This window comes from Drancourtella sp. An12, from assembly GCF_002160935.1.
In the GTDB taxonomy this organism is placed as follows: domain Bacteria; phylum Bacillota; class Clostridia; order Lachnospirales; family Lachnospiraceae; genus Sellimonas; species Sellimonas catena.
The window spans coordinates 1-20,101 of record NZ_NFLO01000029.1; the positions used below are offsets into that span (position 1 = coordinate 1).

Annotated in this window: 23 protein-coding genes, 1 tRNA gene, 1 rRNA gene and 1 pseudogene; 25 read left to right on the forward strand and 1 reads right to left on the reverse strand. The window is 45.4% G+C overall.

Going from position 1 to position 20,101, the window contains the following annotated elements; translation table 11 throughout:
- The 15 genes and pseudogenes from B5E64_RS16705 to B5E64_RS16770 form a co-directional block, all read left to right on the forward strand.
- Positions 1-173, forward strand: a 23S ribosomal RNA gene (locus B5E64_RS16705); the annotation flags it as partial.
- A gap of 115 nt (positions 174-288) precedes the next feature.
- Positions 289-359, forward strand: a tRNA-Trp gene (locus B5E64_RS16710).
- A 383-nt stretch (positions 360-742) separates the two neighbouring features.
- Positions 743-970, forward strand: a complete 228-nt coding sequence (locus B5E64_RS16715; protein ID WP_087169589.1) for a hypothetical protein — start codon at positions 743-745, stop codon at positions 968-970.
- On the forward strand, positions 963-1,358 hold the full coding sequence (tnpB, locus tag B5E64_RS16720) for an IS66 family insertion sequence element accessory protein TnpB (protein ID WP_087169590.1): 396 nt from the start codon (positions 963-965) through the stop codon (positions 1,356-1,358). Before B5E64_RS16715 ends, tnpB begins: the two co-directional genes overlap by 8 nt.
- Before the next feature lie 200 nt (positions 1,359-1,558).
- On the forward strand, positions 1,559-2,815 hold the full coding sequence (locus tag B5E64_RS16725) for an IS66 family transposase (RefSeq protein ID WP_242960288.1): 1,257 nt from the start codon (positions 1,559-1,561) through the stop codon (positions 2,813-2,815).
- 264 nt (positions 2,816-3,079) lie between these two features.
- Positions 3,080-3,688 carry a DUF6088 family protein gene (locus tag B5E64_RS16730; RefSeq protein ID WP_140398895.1) on the forward strand — a complete coding sequence of 203 codons (609 nt, stop codon included), beginning with the start codon at positions 3,080-3,082 and terminating at the stop codon, positions 3,686-3,688.
- Positions 3,675-4,583, forward strand: coding sequence for a nucleotidyl transferase AbiEii/AbiGii toxin family protein (locus tag B5E64_RS16735; RefSeq protein ID WP_087169592.1), 909 nt, complete (start codon positions 3,675-3,677; stop codon positions 4,581-4,583). Before B5E64_RS16730 ends, B5E64_RS16735 begins: the two co-directional genes overlap by 14 nt.
- A 181-nt stretch (positions 4,584-4,764) precedes the next feature.
- Positions 4,765-5,535 carry a hypothetical protein gene (locus tag B5E64_RS18555; RefSeq protein WP_242960284.1) on the forward strand — a complete coding sequence of 257 codons (771 nt, stop codon included), beginning with the start codon at positions 4,765-4,767 and terminating at the stop codon, positions 5,533-5,535.
- Positions 5,536-5,640: 105 nt separating this feature from the next.
- Complete coding sequence (locus tag B5E64_RS18560) at positions 5,641-7,593, forward strand: DEAD/DEAH box helicase family protein (RefSeq protein WP_242960286.1); 1,953 nt, start codon at positions 5,641-5,643, stop codon at positions 7,591-7,593.
- A gap of 232 nt (positions 7,594-7,825) precedes the next feature.
- Complete coding sequence (locus tag B5E64_RS18840; protein ID WP_343284100.1) at positions 7,826-7,915, forward strand: hypothetical protein; 90 nt, start codon at positions 7,826-7,828, stop codon at positions 7,913-7,915.
- A gap of 60 nt (positions 7,916-7,975) precedes the next feature.
- Positions 7,976-8,500: a hypothetical protein gene (locus tag B5E64_RS16750; protein ID WP_087169593.1), complete on the forward strand. Its 525-nt coding sequence runs from the start codon at positions 7,976-7,978 to the stop codon at positions 8,498-8,500.
- A gap of 95 nt (positions 8,501-8,595) precedes the next feature.
- A complete protein-coding gene (locus B5E64_RS16755; RefSeq protein ID WP_140398896.1) occupies positions 8,596-8,973 on the forward strand; it encodes a helix-turn-helix transcriptional regulator in 378 nt (125 codons plus the stop codon).
- Between the two features lie 21 nt (positions 8,974-8,994).
- Complete coding sequence (gene rhuM, locus B5E64_RS16760; RefSeq protein WP_087169595.1) at positions 8,995-9,324, forward strand: RhuM family protein; 330 nt, start codon at positions 8,995-8,997, stop codon at positions 9,322-9,324.
- 47 nt (positions 9,325-9,371) lie between these two features.
- On the forward strand, positions 9,372-9,929 hold the full coding sequence (locus B5E64_RS16765) for an acyl-ACP thioesterase domain-containing protein (protein ID WP_162610223.1): 558 nt from the start codon (positions 9,372-9,374) through the stop codon (positions 9,927-9,929).
- 108 nt (positions 9,930-10,037) lie between these two features.
- Positions 10,038-10,308: pseudogene (locus B5E64_RS16770) on the forward strand (transposase); the annotation flags it as partial.
- A gap of 289 nt (positions 10,309-10,597) precedes the next feature.
- On the opposite strand, the gene B5E64_RS16775 reads toward B5E64_RS16770, so the two are convergent.
- A complete protein-coding gene (locus B5E64_RS16775) occupies positions 10,598-10,906 on the reverse strand; it encodes a rhodanese-like domain-containing protein (protein WP_087169597.1) in 309 nt (102 codons plus the stop codon).
- A 174-nt stretch (positions 10,907-11,080) separates the two neighbouring features.
- Here B5E64_RS16775 and B5E64_RS16780 point away from each other — a divergent pair, with 174 nt between their 5' ends.
- The 10 genes from B5E64_RS16780 to B5E64_RS16825 all read left to right on the forward strand — a co-directional run bounded on the left by B5E64_RS16780 (position 11,081) and on the right by B5E64_RS16825 (position 20,041).
- On the forward strand, positions 11,081-12,157 hold the full coding sequence (locus B5E64_RS16780; RefSeq protein ID WP_087169598.1) for a molybdopterin-binding protein: 1,077 nt from the start codon (positions 11,081-11,083) through the stop codon (positions 12,155-12,157).
- An 11-nt stretch (positions 12,158-12,168) separates the two neighbouring features.
- Positions 12,169-12,669 carry a cyclic pyranopterin monophosphate synthase MoaC gene (gene moaC / locus B5E64_RS16785; protein ID WP_087169599.1) on the forward strand — a complete coding sequence of 167 codons (501 nt, stop codon included), beginning with the start codon at positions 12,169-12,171 and terminating at the stop codon, positions 12,667-12,669.
- Entirely contained in the window at positions 12,650-13,627 is a 978-nt protein-coding gene (gene moaA, locus B5E64_RS16790) for a GTP 3',8-cyclase MoaA (protein ID WP_087169600.1), read from the forward strand. The genes moaC and moaA overlap by 20 nt, the downstream gene beginning before the upstream one ends.
- 3 nt (positions 13,628-13,630) lie before the next feature.
- Entirely contained in the window at positions 13,631-14,581 is a 951-nt protein-coding gene (locus tag B5E64_RS16795; RefSeq protein ID WP_087169601.1) for an MOSC domain-containing protein, read from the forward strand.
- Between the two features lie 28 nt (positions 14,582-14,609).
- Positions 14,610-15,464, forward strand: a complete 855-nt coding sequence (gene modA / locus B5E64_RS16800; protein WP_087169602.1) for a molybdate ABC transporter substrate-binding protein — start codon at positions 14,610-14,612, stop codon at positions 15,462-15,464.
- A gap of 15 nt (positions 15,465-15,479) precedes the next feature.
- Positions 15,480-16,151, forward strand: a complete 672-nt coding sequence (modB, locus tag B5E64_RS16805; RefSeq protein ID WP_087169603.1) for a molybdate ABC transporter permease subunit — start codon at positions 15,480-15,482, stop codon at positions 16,149-16,151.
- 38 nt (positions 16,152-16,189) lie between these two features.
- Positions 16,190-16,540 (forward strand): LysR family transcriptional regulator, encoded by a 351-nt coding sequence (locus tag B5E64_RS16810; RefSeq protein WP_087169604.1) that lies wholly within the window; start codon positions 16,190-16,192, stop codon positions 16,538-16,540.
- Positions 16,541-16,953: 413 nt separating this feature from the next.
- Positions 16,954-17,886: a 1-phosphofructokinase gene (gene pfkB, locus B5E64_RS16815; protein ID WP_087169605.1), complete on the forward strand. Its 933-nt coding sequence runs from the start codon at positions 16,954-16,956 to the stop codon at positions 17,884-17,886.
- A gap of 73 nt (positions 17,887-17,959) precedes the next feature.
- Positions 17,960-19,228 carry a zinc-binding dehydrogenase gene (locus B5E64_RS16820; protein WP_087169606.1) on the forward strand — a complete coding sequence of 423 codons (1,269 nt, stop codon included), beginning with the start codon at positions 17,960-17,962 and terminating at the stop codon, positions 19,226-19,228.
- Positions 19,229-19,279: 51 nt separating this feature from the next.
- Positions 19,280-20,041, forward strand: coding sequence for a DeoR/GlpR family DNA-binding transcription regulator (locus tag B5E64_RS16825; protein ID WP_087169607.1), 762 nt, complete (start codon positions 19,280-19,282; stop codon positions 20,039-20,041).
- Positions 20,042-20,101: the final 60 nt, after the last annotated feature.

Here is a 20,101-nt window from a genome sequence, read left to right on the forward strand (position 1 = left end):
AAGCCGGGAAGGGATAAACGCTGAAGGCATCTAAGCGTGAAGCCCCCCTCAAGATGAGATATCCCATACGGAAGTAGTAAGACCCCTTGAAGACGACGAGGTAGATAGGGCAGAGGTGGAAGTGTGGTAACACATGGAGCTGACTGTTACTAATAGGTCGAGGGCATAACCAAGGAATGGTGGATAGGAAAAGCAGGATGACAGAAACGTGGACTTATATGTGGTTTTGAAGGTACACAAAAAGAAACACCTGAAAAGGTGTGTTTCTTTGTATCTGAGATAGAATATAGGGGATTGGTCAAATGGTATGACAGGAGTCTCCAAAACTCTTAGCGGGAGTTCGATTCTCTCATCCCCTGCTGTAAAACCGCCGAAATTCGGCGGTTTTTTCATGTCTGATTTTAAAATAGAACACAAGGTAGAACACAATATAAACATGTCTTTATGTTAGAACTATAATTGTTTTAACTTCACCACTACACATCCCAGCAAAAAGGCAATTACAAAGGCAAGAAGATGAATTACAAGTGTAGAAATATTCCCTGAAAAAAGCGGAATATTACCTAAGATCGCATAGCCCAGCATCCAGCTTGTCTCGACTGTGTTTGGACGAAAGCATCAGGACAAACCTCCGGGTATATACTTGAGAACTTATTGTTTCTTCAATCCTTTCTATATTCAGCCTATAATAATAGACAAGAAAGGAGAGTGTGGTCAGCAGAATAAGATCCCCCAGTCTACTTTGGGCTATTGGATCCGAAAGATTCAGTCAGAAGCACCAGGAAAAGAACCTGCATCTGATCTGGTGTTCACAAAGCTGCCTTCGGAACAAGAGCTGCAGTTGAACTCTAGGACAGGAAATCATTCTGTTACGATCCTTCTTCCGGAAAATATCCGGATTGAAATTGGCGCTGACTGCTCAGCCAGGATACTGACTACGCTCTTGCAGGCGTTGAAGAACTATGCTTGATTTCTCTGGAAGCACAACCGTCTATCTGGCGTGTGGAGTGACCGATCTCCGTAAAAGCTATACCGGTTTGGCCGCAATTATCAAACTGAAATTCCATCTCGATCCGTACTCCCGCTGTATGTTCGCGTTCTGCAATCGCAGACGCACATTGATCAAGATTCTCCAGTGGGACGGCTCCGGATTCTGGATTCTGATGAAACGTCTGGAGCGGAATGCCTTCCATTGGCCGGACACACCGGATGAACTGCGGAAAGTGACTCTCAAAGAGCTCCACTGGCTGTGCGATGGATTATCCCTGAATCCCAGCGGCGCTTTTGAAGAACGCCACCCAAAGATCGTAGTCTGCTCCCGATTCCTTTCAATTCGCAAAAAGCCGAAAATTTCTTGATTTTACGCAGATTTTCCTCTACTCCTGAAGGCGGTTTCCAATAGAAAGCAGATCCTTTTATGGTAAACTGTCAATAGAGATTTTAGAAAGATGAGGCTGTGCGATGGATCCGGTTTTTACAGAAGAACAACTGAACAGGATGGACAGGGAGGACATGCTCTCTTTGCTGAAGATTATGCAGGAGCATCGTCAAAAACAAGCTGACGGGAGACGACCGTTACTGCCCGGACTGCAATACGAAATATAAGGTTGTCACAAAGGAAAGAGTCAAAAGACTGAAATTCATTCCCGCGAGGTTTGAAGTTGTGGAGGAAGTGATTTTTGTGTACAGCTGTCCGAAATGCGGGGCTATGAAACGGCCGGAAAAAGCGCCGTCACTCCTGAAAGAAAGTGCTGCAACCCCGTCCCTTGTTGCAGGCATCATGAATGCCAAGTATGTAAACGGGATGCCGCTTGCGCGTCAGGAACGGGAATTCGCCCGGTACGACCTGAATCTTTCCACAAAGACCATGGCGAACTGGATCATCCAATGTGCAGACCGGTATCTGCAGCCGCTCTATGATCTGATGAAAGAAGAGCTGCTCCGGAGTAACTATTTGCACGGAGACGAAACCAGAATGCAGGTGATCGATGAGCCGGATCAGAAGGGTTCCACCCAGAACTGGATGTGGGTCTATCTCACGGATGAATACAGCGGCTCTCCGCGGATGGTCCTCTTCCAATACGAAAGAACCCGTGCCGGACATCATCCGGCGGAATTCCTTGGAGATCAGTTTGAGGGATCTTTCACCTGCGATGGTTATCAGGCATACCACAATCTCCCGGAAAGGATCACTGTGACGGGATACATGGCCCATGCGAGACGCAGATTCGATGAAGCCCTGACGGCCTTGAAAAAGGATTTCACCAAAGAACAGTTGAAGGAGACAACCGCATATCAGGCACTGGCACGGATCGGGATGCTCTATAAGATTGAAGAGATGATCCGTGACAAGACGCCGGAAGAACGGTATGAAGAGCGTCAAAAGCAGGCGAAGCCGCTTTTAGAGGCTTTCTTTGGGTGGCTTCATACACTGGAGGATTCCGTAGACCGGTCTTCATTGATCGGCGAAGCTGTCCTGCATACCCTGAACCAGAAAGTTTATCTGAGGAGATATCTGGAAGACGGACACTTAAGCATTGATAATCTGGCGGCAGAACGGCCGCTGAAAAACTTTGCGACAGGGCGTCGAAACTGGCTGTTTGCCAAGAGTATCCGGGGAGCACAGGCCAGCGCAACCGTATACAGCATTACGGAAACAGCGATGTTGAACGGTCTGAAACCCTACAATTATCTCATCTATGTGATGGAGCAGATGAAAGATCTTGGTCCGTTCCCGGAAAAGGAAGCGATGTTGGAACTGCTTCCATGGTCCGCCAGCCTGCCGGCTGAATGCCACAGCAAACTGAAAAAATAAGAGACAAATATTCCCCTCGAAAGTGCCGGGGGGATTTCTTATTTTGTCAAGGTACGGATGATTACCTACTTACTTTTAAATGGCACTTTGAATTTCTTAAAACTGTGTTTAATAGGACAATATGTCCTGTTAAACAGTGATGTAGATGGAAACAATATGAATAAATCAGATGCGATTGACAAAGAAAAAAATTTTAAGTATACTAACGATAAGTAAATAAAATATTTACTTATCGAAAGGAAAACGATTATGTTATACAAATATTTGAAAGAAAATTATATTCCAGGAGAACCTATTTTTGCCGGAGATATTGATATCCCAGGGATGACAGAAGAAAATCTTAGATATCATTTAAAAAAACTTACTGACAGCGAAATCATATGCCGATTTGAGCCGGGAGTATACTATTTCCCTAAAACGGATATTTTCGGTGAGCGGATGTCTATGACTCCGGATACAGTAGCTGTTCATAAGTATATCATGCGCAGGGGAAAGCGGGTGGGCTACTATTCCGGCTATACATTGGCAAACCGCATGGGATTATCCACACAGATTCCATTTACGCAGGAGATAAACAGCAATTTTGCTCCGGCGTTGGTAAGGAAAACGACAATTAAAAACAGGCAGTATATTATCAGAAGGCCAGTGGTGGAAATCACTGAAGAAAATGCGCCGGTTCTCCAGTTTCTTGATTGTTTAAAGGATATTGAAAAATGCACAGAGATAGAACCGGAAAAGTGTGGAAAAATTTTAACGGAATATGCCAGGAAAAATGGTATTACAAAGAAAAAGGTCGACAGATATATCACAAACTATCCACTCAAGATATATAAAGCAATATATGAAACGGAGGTAGAGTATGTATCTTCATAAGGATAGAGAAATGTTTAAGGATATGGTGGAACAGACTGCTGAGCAAAGTGGAAGAACACCTATAGTAGTAGAAAAAGATTACTATGTTACACTGATCCTGAAATTATTGTCAGAGCAGCTTGATCTGTGTGTTTTCAAAGGAGGGACGTCTTTATCCAAAGGATATCATTTAATCAATCGTTTTTCAGAAGATATTGATATTACTTTCAAAGAGCATATAGGAGAGAGTAGAAGGAAAAAACTTAAGAATGTTGTTTTAAAAGGAATAAGCGAAGAACTGGAAATGCCGATTGCAAACTGGAATGAAACCCAGAGCGACAGGGACTATAACGCTTATTTCTTTTCATATACTTCTGTATTTGAACTGGAAGATGAAAGACTGCCGCAGTATATAAAACTGGAAACTGCATTGGGGTCGTATGCATTTCCGACACAGTCGGTAGAGATACATAATTATATTGGGGATTATCTGGAAAAGCGAAATCGAATAGATCTGGTAAAACAATTTTCCCTTGACAGATTTTCAATGAATTTACAGTCGTTGGAAAGGACTTATATTGATAAGATTTTTGCTCTTTGTGATTATTATATGCAGGGGAAATCAAAGCGGTATTCGCGTCATTTGTATGATGTCTATAAACTTACTCCGCTCATTGATTTTGATAATAAGTTTGTCTCATTGGTCAAAGAGGTCAAGGAGCATCGGGCTCAAATGACTGTATGTCCATCCGCAAAAGAAGGAGTAGATGTATCTGCCATTATTACAGAGTTTTGTGATAATTCCTTTTATGAAGAAGATTATCAGTCTATCACCAGTTATTTTACAGAAGACTTTGTGTCTTATGAGGATACCATTAAGAATATGAGAAAAATTATACAGGACATTTCTTTTTAGAAATCAAACAGGTAAAAATATGGATAATAAAGATAAGATTATTCGGGAACAGAGAGAAGAAATCCGTTTATTAAATGAAGAAATTAAGTGCCTTCAGTTACTTTTGTCCCAAGCAGGTATTCCCTATGGAAAAGGTATTCAGGAAAAGGAAAGACCGGTTGCTCAGCAGAAGGATTCTGTCATGAGTGAAACGGAAACAGTCAGGGAGCAATTTATCATCCTGGAAACGATCACTCAGAAGCACGCCCAGTATTTCTATTCTTTTTTCAAAGGACGGAAAGATGTATACAGTAAAAGAGCAGGAAAGCCGAATCCTAAGACCGGGAAAACAGGATATTATACGCAATGCTGGAATTACTGGAAGCCGGGTATTTGTCCGAAATATGAAAAAAAGAAAATAAAATGTGCGGACTGCCCGGAACAGCATTACAAAGAGCTTACAGGCAAAGTGATCATGCAGCATTTGACAGGTGCAAGAGAAGACTGTTCGGACGTGATAGGCGTCTACCCGATGCTGCCTGATGAGACTTGCAATTTCCTTGTATTTGATTTTGACAATCATGATGATACTACGAATGGGGATGATTATGCCAATACAGATGAACTCTGGAGGGAAGAAGTAAATGCTCTGCGCGAGATTTGCAGGATTTATGGAGTGGATATCCTGACAGAGCGTTCTCGTTCTGGAAAAGGAGCGCATATCTGGATGTTTTTTCAGGAACCTGTTCCGGCGAGAACAGCAAGGCTTTTTGGCACTGCACTTCTGACAAAAGGAGCGGAGTCTGTAAATCAAAAGAGCTTTCGGACATATGACAGGATGCTCCCGGCTCAGGATCATATGCCTGTGGGCGGACTTGGAAATCTGATCGCGCTTCCTTTACAGGGACAGGCATTAAAAAAGGGAAACAGCGCATTTATAGATCAGGATTGGAATGTATATCCGAATCAGTGACAGCAGTTACAGAACGTAAAGAAACTGTCGAAAGAATTTATTGATAAGAAGATAAATGAATGGGCGGAAGATGGAGTCTTAGGCGCGCTTTCAGATCTTGAAAATATGGACAAAGAGGAAAATGGAGAGGTATCAGAAGATAATGCGGAAAACCTGCAAAAAGCAGCGTTGAACGGTCATAGTCAGCAGATTGCAAGTCAGAAATCTGGCAAGAAGTCAAAACCCTGGAAGAAGAAAAAACTTCAGTTTTATTCGGAAGATGTTTCTGGACAGGTTCATCTTGTTCTTGCAAATGGAATATACGTTGAAAAGGAAAATCTTCAGCCAAGGCTGCAGAACACCTTACGTCGTATGGCTGCGTATAGCAATCCTCAATATTATAAAAATCACGCGATGGGGTTCTCTAACAGAGATAACCCGAGGATTGTGGCATGTTTTGAAGAGTTTGATGATTACATCAGCATTCCGCGAGGCCTCAGGGAAATCCTGTCAGAAAAGCTGAAGCAAGCAGAAATCCCGTATGAGGTCAGTGATGAGAGACAAAAAGGAAAGAGTATCTGTGTGGAGTTTTCTGCGGAACTTTATCCGGAGCAAAGAAAAGCGTCAGAACAAATGCTGCGGTATGAAAATGGAATCCTGCATGCAGCGACCGCCTTTGGAAAAACAGCAGTAGGTGCATATCTGATTGCAGCAAGAAAGACGAATACTCTTATATTGGTACATAATAAGGAGATTATGAATAACTGGGTGGAAGATATTCAGAAATTCCTTGATATTAACGAAGAACCGCCTGAGTACACGACGCCGAAGGGGCGTGTGAAACGGAGAAAAAGTGTGATCGGAACTCGCTATGCAGGCCATGATTCCATGACAGGGATTATTGATGTGGTGATGATATCATCCCTTGGAAAACCTGGAAATATTGATACAGTTGTGAAGGATTATGGAATGGTACTCATAGATGAATGTCATCACTGTGCATCGGATACCGCAGAGGCAGTAGTGAAAGAAGTCTCTGCCAGATATGTTTATGGTCTGACCGCAACTCCCAAACGGGATGACGGACAGGAACAAAAAATATTTATGCAGATCGGACCGGTCAGATACCGTTTCAGCGCAAAAGATAAAGTGAAACTTCAGGGAATTGCGCATTATGTATATCCGAGATTTACAAGGCTGATCAATACTACAGGACAGGAATGGAAGATCAATGAAGCATATGCCGCAGTGCGCGGCAGTGATGTGAGAAACAGGCAGATTATATCTGATGTAGAAGAATGTCTGAGGCAAGGCAGGACTCCGCTCGTTTTGACAAAATTCAGAGATCATGCAGATATATTGCTTGCTATGCTCCGGGATAAGGCGGATCATGTATTCCTGCTTAAAGGCGGCAGAAGCAGAAAGGAAAACGAGCAGATCCGTGAGAATATGAAAAATGTTCCGGCAAATGAATCAATGGTTCTTGTTGCCATCGGACAATATATCGGAGAAGGTTTTAACTACCCAAGGCTAGACACAATGATGCTGACAACTCCCATTGCCTGGCAGGGGAATGTGGAGCAGTATTCCGGAAGACTACACAGGGATTATGAAGGCAAACGGAAGGTCATCATATATGACTATGTGGATGCGCATATCCGTGTATTGGATAAAATGTATTATAAAAGACTGAGAGCATATAAGAAGATCGGATATGAGATCGTTATGAATGAGGCAGAGAAAAAGCAGGAGACTAATGCCATATTTGACAGCGAATCCTATACGTCTGTATTTGAAAGAGATGTGGCGCAAGCCGATACGGAGATTGTGATTTCCAGCCCTGGAATCGGTGCAAAGGGGGTACACAGAATTTTAAAAACTTTGGAAGAACGACATGATAGCGGTGTGAAGATCACACTACTGACGCTGTCGGCGGACAATTACCCACAACAGCGAATTGAAAAGACGAAAGGACTGATTACCGAACTGATAGAATCGGGAGTGACTGTGCTGGAGAAGACGGGGATGCATGAACATTTTGCTGTGATTGACAGAGAATCGTCTGGTATGGAAGTGTGAATCTGCTGTCTAATGTAAAGGAAGAAGATGGTTTGATGAGAGTGAAGAGTAGGGAGATTGCTCAGGAACTGCTGGAGATTGGGTTCCTGGAATAACTATTCTGGGGAATGTGGAAACACAAAACACACTTTTGTATACCGTTAAGCTCAGTAAAATCAAGGGCTGGGGAAAACGACCTCCGGTTTAGTACCCAATCTGGTGGGGCATCGCCGCATGGCCGGTAGACAGCTTTGTGGAAAATAATGATTTCACAGGAAAGACTGTGATCACGTTTGCAACATCTGCATCCTCCGGACTTGGTTTCTTTTTTACCATATTATAACGTATATACGATAAATGATTCTTCTAAACCTTACAGGAGAAAATGAGGAGAGACCAATCCATGAGGGAGAATGTGAAAATCATTACAGATAAAGATGGTAGGAAACTCGTTGTAATTTCAAAAATTTTATTTAAAGGAAAACGGTCGATTTGTTGGGATGAAGTGAAAAAGTATTTGAGGCAATATGTAGGGAATTCTTATTTGATTGAAGATACAAATGATACAGTTTATATTGGACGGGATCTACCGGATGAATATACGGGATCGAAATATACTTTTTCTTTGAAAGGAGCCAATGCGAAAGCGAAGGCGAATGCCACACAAGGAATTCCAGAGATGCTTGAAATTGCAGAAGGAAAGCATTATCGGGAGAATTCTGGAAATAAACATTTGCGAGATGCAGTATTTGGCTGGTACCGGTATGATTCCAGATTTGCATTGCCCGTTTATGATGAACAGGGAGTAGTGGAACGTTATAACGTGTATCATGTCTCCATGTTGGTGCGTCATGCAAAAAATGGGAATTATTATCTATATGACATTTTAGATATAAAAAAAGAAACGAGCAACCCGTTCCGATTTTAAATCATACTTGGTAAAAACCCATTTCTCATCTCTTATACTAATAAGAACAAAAGGGTTTGTCAAGATAAAATTGAAAGAAAAGATGAAAGGTAAAATTGGAAGAAAAGATGAAAGGAGAGGCTATGCTTATAAGCGAACGAATCTATCAATATCTTGAAGAAAAGGGAATGTCACAAATTGAATTTGCGAAAAGAACAGGTATATCTCAGAGTACAGTCAGTGACTGGAGGCGAAAGGGAACGAATCCTTCTGCGGATAAGATTATGATCATATGTGAGGTGTTGGAAATTTCTCCATATGAGCTGCTGTTGGAGACGGATAGTAAAAATCCCAAGGAATATAAGCAGATGGACTATGTTGTGATTGACAAAAATTCAAGAGAATATGAGTTGATTCAAAAATATGAAAGGCTTGACCCGGGTGCACGGAAACGTTTAGATGGGTATTTGCAGGCTTTAAGTGATATGGAGTAGAATGAAAGGAGGGAGAAACTTATGGGGTATGAAAAAGAAATTGTTTTATTTGAGATAGAAGATAAGAGTATTGCGCTGCCAGTGTCAATAGAAAGTGATACAGTATGGCTTAGTGCTAATCAGATGTCTGTATTATTTGGAAGTGATGAAAAGACAATTCGGAAACATATAAATAATGTTTTCTCAGAAGAACTCATAAGAGAAAACAACACGCAAAAAATGCGTGTTGTTGGAGTAAAGCAACCAGTTCCATTTTATACATCGGACGTAATTATCTCCGTCGGCTATCGTGTAAAATCTAAACGAGGCGTAGAGTTTCGACGCTGGGCGAATTCTGCATTAAAAGAGTAGAGAACAGTTTTGATTCGAAAATTCCGGAAACATACGGCATGGCGTGGATGTACACAAAATACAAAATGCGCGTAATCAAGCAGGCGGATTTTTCAGGACCGCTCCATATGGAAACATGGATTGAGAAGCAGGACAAAGTAAGAATCTGGCAGGATTTGAAGGTATCCGTTGGAAATGAAGTCTACGCACTGGGAAGACTGGAAAGTTGTGTATTTCATCTGGAAGAACAGAAAATAGGGAAATTGTCCGACATCGAGATGCCGCAGGACGTTGTGTGCGAGGAGAAAATTGCGCTGGATCCTTTCGCAAAAATAAAACGGGATGTTTCCGATATGGAATACGTATTTTCCTACAAAGTGCAGTATTCGGATCTGGACAAAAGCCACCACATGGCAAATCTTAGATATGTCAATCTGATGGAGAATGTATTTTCGCCGGAATTCTATGACTGCCAGAGATTGAAAGAACTGGAACTTCATTATGTAGCACAGAGCTTTTATGGTGATGAGATCAGAATGTATCAAAAATCTACAGGAGACACTTACCAGATCGCAGGTGTGAAAACAGACGGAACCATCGTCATGTCAGGGACAATGACGTTTTAGAAAAAATAGAAATAGAAGAAAATTACAGGATGCAGGAATGGGTTGAAGGATGCCATCCCTGCATTTTTTACAAAAGCACAATGCAGAGTTATTCGTATAGATTTTACAAAAAAGAGACTGCGTAGAGAGCAAAGATGCCTCTCACGCAAATATGAGAATTTAAAGAAAGGAGAGTCCGCTCAGAAGAATATACAAAAAACAAAAGCTGAAAGTACAGAGACTTCATCGTAAGATAGATAACATCCGTACTGACTATATCAATAAAACGGTAGCAGAGATCGTGAAAACCAAGCCATCTTATATAACCATTGAAGATTTGAATGTGTCAGGCATGATGAAGCACAGACATCTCTCGAAAGCTGTTGCATCACAGAAATTCGCGGAAGAAATACCGATGACATTTTCCTCGGTGAATATAAGAAGTCCTACAACATGGATCGTGATATTCTCGTATACGAGTCCGTGCCGGGAGAAGGCAGATCCTATCTGCAGCTTCAGAATTATTTTCAGGAAATATGGGATCTTTCCTGCTGTAAGCCTTTTAAGACAGGAGAGGAGAAGGAAACCATTCCGGTCCGCCAGCTTCTGTACAAAACAATAAAGGAAACACAGAAAAGGTGGACACTGCGGTACCGAAGTACCGGTAGTGTCCACCTTTTCGTCTATGATTATTCCACCTCATATTTCCATTCCATAATACCGCCAAAATCTTTGATATTTTGATATCCGAGGACGGCGAGCTTCTTTCCTGCGATTTTACTGCGCTGTCCGGAACGGCAGTAGATTAAAAGCTCCTGATTCTTATCCGGAAGCTCCGGAATTTCACGGTTGGTGATGGAAGGATTTGGAACATTAATGGCACCCGGAATATGTCCCTGTGCGTATTCTTCCGGATTTCGTACATCGACGATCAGAATGTCATCCCTCTCATCCATCAGTTTTTTTGCTTCTTCCTGTGTAATTTTTGTATATGACATAAGCAGACCTTCCTTTCGGTTTTTTCTTATAGTATACCATATTTGAGGAAAGTTCTGTGACCAGGTCACAGAAAGAGAACGCTTTACAGGGCATTGATCTTCTGCTATACTTGTACCAGTCGTTATGTTTTGAAAAACAGTACGGTATCAAAGAGAAGAACGGGGAGAAGAAACATGAAATTAGTCAGAACAGAAGATGCAGAGGGATGTATTTTATGCCATGACATCACGCAGATTATAAAGGACAAAAAGAAAGGACCGGTATTCAGAAAAGGACACATTGTCACCAGGGAGGATATTCCGGTTCTTTTAAGTGTGGGGAAGGAGAATCTGTATGTCTGGGAGCAGGAAGAAGGGATGCTTCACGAAGATGAAGGAGCCGAGATTCTGCGCAGGCTCTGTCAGGGAGGAAACAGTGCGGAGGCGGCCTTTGATGGAGCAGTAAAGTGCTTCCGGTATATGAGCGCGTCGGAAGCAAAGGAAGGTAAGATTGAGCTGACAGCGGAGACGGACGGACTTCTGAAAGTGGATTCCGGAGCCCTTTACCGGGTAAACTCCCAGGGGGAAATGATGATTGCCACACGACACGGTAATACCGAGGTGAAAAAGGGCGACAAGCTTGCAGGGATGCGTGTCATCCCGCTTGTCATCGGAAAAGACAAGATGGACAGAGCGGAAAAAGCGGTGCAGGAGGAAAACGGCGGAGCGCCGATCCTTTCGATTTTGCCTTTCAGGGCGAAAAAGGCTGCCATCATCACGACCGGAAGCGAAGTTTATAAAGGACGGATCAAAGATACCTTCACTCCGGTACTGGAAGAAAAGCTCGGGCATTATCCGGTGGAGATTATCGGACATGCCGTATGCGATGACAAACCGGAGATGGTGACAGAGGCGATTCTGCGTTTTCTCGGAGAAGGAGCGGATCTGGTGCTTTGTACCGGGGGAATGAGTGTAGACCCGGATGACAGGACGCCCCTTGCGATTAAAAATTCCGGCGCACGGATCGTATCCTATGGAGCTCCGGTGCTTCCGGGAGCTATGTTTCTGCTTTCTTATATGGAAGAAGGTCAGGCAGTCATGGGACTTCCGGGCTGCGTGATGTACGCAAAGAGGACGATTTTCGATCTGGTACTGCCAAGAGTACTGGCGGATGATCCGGTGACCGCAGAGGAGCTTGCACATCTCGGAGAGGGCGGACTGTGTCTGAACTGCCCGGTCTGCACCTATCCGAACTGCGGATTTGGAAAGTAGGGAGAACAGATATGGAATTTACACATTTTGATGGAAGCGGAAACGCGGTGATGGTCGATATCGGAGAGAAAGCGGTGACCAGACGGGAGGCGTCGGCACAGGGCGAGATCGGTGTGTCCGAAGAGTGCTATCAGAAGATTCTGGAAGGAAGCATGAAAAAAGGAGACGTCCTTTCGGTAGCCCAAATTGCGGGAATCATGGGAGCGAAAAAGACAAGTGAGATCATTCCGCTCTGCCATGTGATCAGCCTGACGAAAGTGGCCGTGGATTTTGAGATGATCGGGGAACGAAAGGACCGGAATTCGAAGAAACGATACATCCGGGCAGTCTGTACGGTGCGCTGCGAGGGTAAGACCGGCGTGGAGATGGAGGCTCTGACCGGAGTGAATACGGCGCTTCTTACAATCTATGATATGTGCAAGGCGGTAGATAAAAGCATGGAAATGACAGATATCTTTCTATGCAGAAAAAAAGGTGGTGCATCAGGAGACTATGAGCGGGCGGAAGATTGATTATCTCAGGATCTCCCTTACAGACCGGTGTAATCTCCGGTGTCGGTACTGTATGCCCCATGACATTGATTCCGTGCCGATGTCGGAGATCCTGACTTACGAGGAAATCCGTGAAATTACAAGGGCGGCGGCACAGGAAGGAATCCGTCATGTACGTGTGACAGGCGGGGAGCCTCTTGTACGGAAAGGATGTCCGGACTGTGTCCGGATGCTGAAAGCGATTCCGGGAATTGAGACGGTTATGCTGACGACGAACGGGATTTGGCTGAGAAAATTTCTTCCGGATCTTCTCGAGGCAGGACTGGATGGAGTTAATATCAGCCTGGATACTCTGCAGAGAGAAAAGTACCGGGAGATTACCGGATATGACGGTCTGGAGGAAGTACTGAAGGCGGTGGAAGCCTGTGTCAGCGCAGGGATCCGGACCAAGATCAATGTGGCGGCAGCCAGAGAAATCAACGAGACGGAAATTCTGGATCTGGTACGTCTTTCGGAAAAGTGGCCGGTGGATGTACGGTTTATCGAAATGATGCCGATCGGATACGGAAAAGAGTACCATGGACTGGACAACCGGCGGGTGCTTGAGATGATCAAAAACCGGTATCCGGATCTTCAGGAGGCGGCACCGGCAGCAGGTGCAGGATTTGGGCCTGCAGTGTATATGCAGATTCCGGGATTCCTTGGGAGGACGGGACTGATTTCTCCGATTCACGGAAAGTTCTGCCAAAGCTGCAACCGCCTGCGTCTTACAAGTACCGGAAAGCTGAAATACTGCCTTTGCTATGACGATGCGGAAGATCTGCGCTCTGTCATAAGAAGCGGGGAAACGCCGGAGGAAAAACAGGAACGGATCCGGAAGATTTTTCGTGCGGCGGGACAAAGAAAGCCGGCCGGGCACCGGTTTGAAGAGCCGGATCAGATCAGTGAGAAAAAAAGGATGAATGAGATAGGAGGATAACAGATGGAAGAAAGAAAGACCGCCGGCAGAGTGCGGGCGATCTGCATCAGTGAAAAGCGCGGAACCGAAAAGCATGCCGTGGCGGAAGCAAAGTTTGAGAAGGGATTCGGGATTGTGGGAGATGCCCATGCAGGACACTGGCACCGTCAGGTCAGCCTGCTCTCCTACGATAAAGTAAAGGAATTCAATTCCAGAGGCGCGGATGTGCAGGACGGAGCGTTCGGGGAAAATCTTGTCGTGGAGGATCTGGATTTTAGAAGATTTCCGGTCGGGACAATTCTCCGGTGTCAGAATGTGGTTCTGCGGATGACACAGATCGGGAAGGAGTGCCACACCCACTGTCGGATTTACCATCGGATGGGCGAGTGCATCATGCCGGTGCAGGGCGTATTTGCCGAAGTTCTTTCCTCCGGAACCATTCAGACCGGAAGTATGATGACCGTCGAATTCCCGGCCAAAGACAGGCCGTTTACGGCGGCAGTGATCACGATGAGCGATAAAGGAAGTAAAGGGGAACGCAAAGATGAAAGCGGCCCGGCCATGAAAGAAGGGCTGACGGCGGCTGGATTTGATGTGGTAGAGGAATTGATTCTTCCGGATGAGAAGGCACTTTTGAAAAAAGAACTGATCCGGCTTTGCGACCAGCGGCAGGTCAGCCTGATTCTGACCAGCGGCGGAACCGGATTTTCTGAACGGGATACGACGCCGGAGGCGACAATGGAGGTCATGACCCGCAATGCACCAGGGATTGCGGAGGCGATCCGGGCCGAATCCATGAAATATACAAAAAGGGCCATGCTCTCCCGTGGAGCGTCGGTCATACGGGGACAGACGCTGATTGTCAATCTTCCGGGAAGCCCGAAAGCAGTGCGGGAAAGTATGGAGATCATATTGGAGAGTGTACAGCACGGACTGGGGATTCTTCGGGGATCCGAGTCGGAGTGTGCAAGATAAATGCCAAAAAGAAAGGTGAGAAAAATCTATGAAAAAACGGGTAATGATGCAGCTTCTTGCAGCATCAATGGGACTTGCAATGATGGGATGCCAGTCTTCGGACGGAGGGGACGGCGACCAGGCTTCCGAAAGCAATAAATCGCAGACGGAAGAGGATGGAACATCCGGGAGTAATCTGGAGGGAACCGTGACGCTTGCTGCTGCCGCTTCCCTGGAATATGCATTTGAAGAGGAGCTGATTCCGGCATTTGAGGAGCAGTATCCGGATGTGAACATCGAAGGTGTCTATGATTCTTCCGGAAAGCTGCAGCAGCAGATCGAGTCCGGTCTTGCGGCAGATCTCTTTTTCTCAGCAGCGCCGACGCAGATGAATGCGCTGGAAGAGGAGGGGATGATTGACAGCGATACGATTGTCAACCTGCTGGAAAACAAGATTGTACTGATTACCCCGGCTTCCTCCGACGCAGAGTTTTCCTCTTTTGAAGATATCGCCAATGCAGGTACGATAGCGGTCGGGGATCCGGAGAGCGTTCCGGTGGGACAGTATGCGCAGGAATCACTGACAAATCTTGGTCTCTGGGATACGGTTTCAGCAAAGGCAAGTTTTGGAACGAATGTTACGGAAGTGCTGAACTGGGTGGCGGAGTCTTCTGCGGACTGTGGAATTGTCTATGCGACAGATGCGGCAACGACAGACAAGGTCAAAGTGGTGGCGGAGGCGCCGGCTGATTCACTGGAATCTCCGGTTCTGTATCCGGTGGCAATGACAAAGGATGCGCCAAACCAGGAGGCTGCCAGGGCATTTTACGATTTTATTATCTCTGACGATGCGGTGTCCGTATTTGAGTCCTATGGATTTGCGGATTATCGCAGCGCCGAGTAGCAGGAGGAACAGGAGATGGATTTTTCTCCGGTCTGGATTTCGCTTAAGACAACGGTATGTGCGTCTGTGATTACCTTTGTCATTGGGATTCTGGCAGCGTGGGCAGTCATGTTTATTAAAGGCAGGAAACTAAAAGCCGCGGTGGACGGGATTCTTACCATTCCGCTTGTACTTCCTCCGACGGTCGCGGGTTTCTTTCTGTTATGGCTTTTCGGGGCAAGACGCCCGATCGGGAGCTTTGTGGAGGAAGTTTTTGGTTTCCGGATTGCCTTTTCCTGGGTGGCGACAGTATTGTCTGCGGTTGTCGTTTCCTTCCCTCTGATGTACCGCTCCGCAAAAGCGGGATTTGAACAGATTGACCAGAATATGATCGAGGAAGCAAAGATGCTGGGGCTCGGAAAATGGGGAATTCTCTGGAAGATTCTCTTCCCCTGCACATTTCCGTCCATTCTCTCCGGTATGATTTTATCAACGACAAGAGGTCTTGGGGAGTATGGGGCGACTGCCATGCTGGCGGGAAATATTCCCGGCAAGACAAGGACCCTGCCCCTTGCTGTTTATTCGGAAGTTGCAGGCGGAAATATGGACCGGGCGGCAGTGTACGTGGCGGTAATTCTGGTTATTGCGTTTCTGTCTGTCTGGGTAATGAATGTGATGACAAAAGCAGAGCATGAGATTAAAATGTAGTTCAGGAACTTTTTAGAAAACATCGAAGGAGTGCGGTAATGGAAGAAAAGATCCGGCCGGCTTTGCGGCTGACATTGGAAAAAGAAGAACGGTTTTTTGGCCCGGGGGTAGCAAGGATTCTGGAACTGATAGAAAAGAAAGGATCTATTCAAGGGGCCTGTAACGAGATGGGAATGTCCTATTCTAAAAGCTGGAAAATCATAAAACGGGCAGAGAAAGAGCTGGGATTTCATCTGCTGAGTTCCCATAACGGCGGAAATTCAGGAGGAAAAAGCGAACTGACGGAACAGGGAAGCCTGTTTCTGGTGCGTTACCGGGAGATGGAAAAGGAGCTTACGGAAAAGATGGAAGAATTGTTCGGCCAGTATTTCCCGCAGGAAAGCGATTAGAGACAGATAAAATGCAGAAGTGAAAAAGCAATCGGGACGGAAAACTCCGGTCTCCCGTGAAGATGCAGCAGGCATCTTTACGGAGACCGGAGTTTTTTTAACAGGAAACTTCGTTCCCTGTTAAAAAAAACGCTCCGCGGGATGCGCACTCGCGCAAAGCAGAAATTTGTCGCTAAAGCGACCGCGCTCGGCGCGAGAGTTCCGTTTGCGGAACTCTTTGTTCTAGCAAAACAGGAACGGATCATATAAAAGGATGTAACATGGCAATGAAAATTGTTGAAATAAAAGCGTTCGACTTTTAAAAATATAAAAATTGTTGAAAAAACAGTTGACATTATCGGAAAAAGTGTTATTCTGTATATAGAAACTGTTGTTTCAATGAAAATGAACTGTTGAAACAAAAGGAGGGTATTATGATTTACACAGTAACGTTGAATCCGGCACTGGACAAAACGGTGGAAATTCCGTCTCTGACCGTTGATGCTGTCAACCGGATAACATCTATGAGGACTGATCCAGGCGGAAAAGGGATCAACGTCTCAAAGGTGATTCAAAAGCTTGGAGGAGCAAGCGTTGCCGCAGGAATTCTGGGCGGGGATACCGGAAGAGCGATCCTTTCGGCCCTTACGGAGATGGGACTTACGACCCTCTTTCACTTTGTGGAGGGTGAAACGCGTACCAACATGAAAATCATTGATCCGGACAATCATACGAATACGGATATCAATGAACCGGGAGTGACCGTGTCGGAAGAAATTCTGGAGAAGCTTTTAGAAGAACTTCTGGCAAAAGTAACGAAAGAGGATATTGTTGTCATATCCGGCAGCATGCCAAAAGGATCTCCGAAAGATACTTATTACACCTGGACAAAAGCATTCCGTGAAAAGGGCGCGAAAGTAATTCTGGATGCGGACGGGGATCTTCTGAAAGCAGGACTGAAAGCCTCACCGTACCTGATCAAGCCGAATAATCATGAACTGGGTGCTTTGACAGGACGGGCTCTTGAGACACCGGAGGAGATAGCTGAAACGGCTGCGGAACTGATGAAAGAGTACGGGATCGGGAAGGTTGTTGCTTCCATGGGAGGAGACGGAGCTGTCTATGTGACAAAGGACAAAACGATCTACGCGGAAGGACTGAAGGTGCCGGTAGGAAGCACCGTGGGCGCTGGAGACAGTGTGGTTGCAGCACTTGCAGTATCGGAAGAAGAAGGAAAGACTCTGGAGGAGACAGTAAGACTTTCCACGGCAGTGGGAGCGGCAAACGTGATGTGCAGCGGCACACAGGCGGCGGAATATGAAGTAGTGGAAACACTGCTCCCGAAAGTGGTATTCAGGACGATCTGAGAACTGCTTTGAAAAGATGATAGCGGTTGCAAAGAGAAAAATATTTATTTAAAATAAAGAAAGGAGTTTTATTATGAAAGCAAAAGGAGTACGGCTTCATGCGGCAAATGATTTACGTCTGGAGGAATTTGAACTTCCGGAAATTACGGATGATGAGATTTTAGTAAAGGTGGTTTCAGACAGTATCTGTATGTCTACATACAAATGTGCTATTCTTGGAACCGAACACAAACGTGTGCATGAGGATGTGGCAGAGCATCCGGCAATCATGGGACATGAGTTCGCGGGAGATATCGTAAAGGTAGGAAAGAACCATCAGGACAAGTTCAAACCGGGAATGAAATTTACTCTTCAGCCGGCTCTGAACTATAAGGGAACAATGTGGAGCCCGGGATATTCTTACGAATTCTTCGGAGGAGATGCAACATACTGTATCATTCCGTCTGAGGTAATGGAGCTGGGATGCCTTCTGGAATACAAGGGACGTGCCTACTATGAAGCATCTCTGGCAGAGCCGATGTCCTGCAGTATCGGAGCATTTAATGCTGCTTATCATACGAAGATGGGCGTATATACACACCAGATGGGAATCAAAGAGGGCGGAAAGCTTGCGATTATGGCAGGAGCAGGCCCGATGGGACTTGGTGCACTGACCTACGCACTTCACAGAGACATCCGTCCGTCCATGATTGTCGTGACAGATCTGAATCAGGAGCGTCTGGACAGAGCAGCATCTCTCTTCCCGCCGGAAGAGGCTGAAAAGGACGGCATTGAGCTTCATTTTGTAAATACTGGAAAACTGGAAGATCCGGTTGCAGAGCTTCTGAAAATTTCAGGAGGCACAGGATATGACGATGTACTCTGCTATGCTCCGGTTGCACAGGTTGTTACACAGTCCAGCGCGATTCTCGGAAGAGACGGCTGTCTGAATTTCTTCGCAGGTCCTACAGACAAAGAATTCAGTGCAACTATGAACTTCTATGATGTACATTATAATTCTACTCATGTAATGGGAACAACAGGCGGAAACACAGCTGATATGATCGAGTCTCTGGAGCTGACAGCGGAAGGAAGAATTGATCCGGCAGTCATGGTTACCCATATCGGAGGACTGGATTCTGCAGCAGAAACAACTCTGAATCTGCCAAAGATCCCTGGAGGAAAGAAGTTGATTTACACACATCTTTCCATGCCTCTTACCGCACTTTCTGATCTGCGTGCAAAAGGAGAGGAAACAAAGGATCAGCGTCTGGTTGATCTGGCGGATATTGTAGATGCTCACAATGGACTGTGGTGTCCGGAAGCGGAGGAGTATCTTCTTAAAAACTTTATTCAGGAATAATTGTGTCAGGACAGCCTGTCTGTGTTGTCCCGGCATGGACAGGAGGAATATATGGATTCAATGGAAATGCGCAGAAATGCGATTGTTCAGCTGATCAATGAAAAAGAGACGGTCAGTTTTGCTCAGATAAAAAAGAAGTTTCCAAATGTGTCGGAGATGACACTGCGTACAGATCTGAAAGCACTGGATGAGGAAAAAAAGATCCTGCGTGTACACGGAGGGGCGAAATCCGTGCAGGTCATCGTAGGAACAGATGGATTTCTGAACCGTAAATCTGTATACAACATTTCGGAAAAAAAGGAGATTGCAAGGAAGGCACTTGCGTTGCTGAAACCAGACACAACAGTGTTTCTGGATTCGGGAAGTACAGCTACGGCATTTGCGGAACAGATTCCGGATGACTCTTATTTGATTTATACAACAGGACTGAGCTGCGCAACGAAGCTGGCCGGACTTACGAAACCAACGGTAATGCTTCCGGGAGGGAGGCTGAACCGCTACAGCCAGAGCGTGTTCGGAATTTCCGCCATCAAAGAGCTTGAGCGGGTGAATTTTGACCAGGCGTTTTTAGGGGTCACAGGATTTCATCCGTCGGTAGGTTTCTCCTGCGGCATCAGCGATGAGGCGTTATTAAAGCAGACCGCGATCCGACAGTCCGATCAGGTGATCGCCCTGATGGATTCTTCCAAAATTGATGTTAAATGCAGTTTCAGTTTTTGCGGACTTGCCGATATTGACATTATTGTCTCTGACGGGAAACTGCCGGAAGAATTTTTGGAGGAATGCCGGAAATACGGCGTACAGGTCCTGTAAACAGGAAAATGATATAGCTGAACCCATTCTCCATTGAAGATTTGAGAGTGAATGGAGGAC

Excerpts from the sequence above, each read along its gene's own strand:
- tnpB (WP_087169590.1), top strand. The coding sequence starts at position 963 with ATGCTTGATTTCTCTGGAAGCACAACCGTCTATCTGGCGTGTGGAGTG.
- B5E64_RS16735 (WP_087169592.1), top strand. The coding sequence starts at position 3,675 with ATGTATCTTCATAAGGATAGAGAAATGTTTAAGGATATGGTGGAACAG.
- B5E64_RS18555 (WP_242960284.1), top strand. The coding sequence starts at position 4,765 with ATGAGTGAAACGGAAACAGTCAGGGAGCAATTTATCATCCTGGAAACG.
- B5E64_RS18560 (WP_242960286.1), top strand. The coding sequence starts at position 5,641 with ATGGACAAAGAGGAAAATGGAGAGGTATCAGAAGATAATGCGGAAAAC.
- B5E64_RS16750 (WP_087169593.1), top strand. The coding sequence starts at position 7,976 with ATGAGGGAGAATGTGAAAATCATTACAGATAAAGATGGTAGGAAACTC.
- rhuM (WP_087169595.1), top strand. The coding sequence starts at position 8,995 with ATGGGGTATGAAAAAGAAATTGTTTTATTTGAGATAGAAGATAAGAGT.
- B5E64_RS16765 (WP_162610223.1), top strand. The coding sequence starts at position 9,372 with ATGTACACAAAATACAAAATGCGCGTAATCAAGCAGGCGGATTTTTCA.
- B5E64_RS16775 (WP_087169597.1), bottom strand. The coding sequence starts at position 10,906 with ATGTCATATACAAAAATTACACAGGAAGAAGCAAAAAAACTGATGGAT.
- B5E64_RS16780 (WP_087169598.1), top strand. The coding sequence starts at position 11,081 with ATGAAATTAGTCAGAACAGAAGATGCAGAGGGATGTATTTTATGCCAT.
- moaC (WP_087169599.1), top strand. The coding sequence starts at position 12,169 with ATGGAATTTACACATTTTGATGGAAGCGGAAACGCGGTGATGGTCGAT.
- moaA (WP_087169600.1), top strand. The coding sequence starts at position 12,650 with ATGAGCGGGCGGAAGATTGATTATCTCAGGATCTCCCTTACAGACCGG.
- B5E64_RS16795 (WP_087169601.1), top strand. The coding sequence starts at position 13,631 with ATGGAAGAAAGAAAGACCGCCGGCAGAGTGCGGGCGATCTGCATCAGT.
- modA (WP_087169602.1), top strand. The coding sequence starts at position 14,610 with ATGAAAAAACGGGTAATGATGCAGCTTCTTGCAGCATCAATGGGACTT.
- modB (WP_087169603.1), top strand. The coding sequence starts at position 15,480 with ATGGATTTTTCTCCGGTCTGGATTTCGCTTAAGACAACGGTATGTGCG.
- B5E64_RS16810 (WP_087169604.1), top strand. The coding sequence starts at position 16,190 with ATGGAAGAAAAGATCCGGCCGGCTTTGCGGCTGACATTGGAAAAAGAA.
- pfkB (WP_087169605.1), top strand. The coding sequence starts at position 16,954 with ATGATTTACACAGTAACGTTGAATCCGGCACTGGACAAAACGGTGGAA.
- B5E64_RS16820 (WP_087169606.1), top strand. The coding sequence starts at position 17,960 with ATGAAAGCAAAAGGAGTACGGCTTCATGCGGCAAATGATTTACGTCTG.
- B5E64_RS16825 (WP_087169607.1), top strand. The coding sequence starts at position 19,280 with ATGGATTCAATGGAAATGCGCAGAAATGCGATTGTTCAGCTGATCAAT.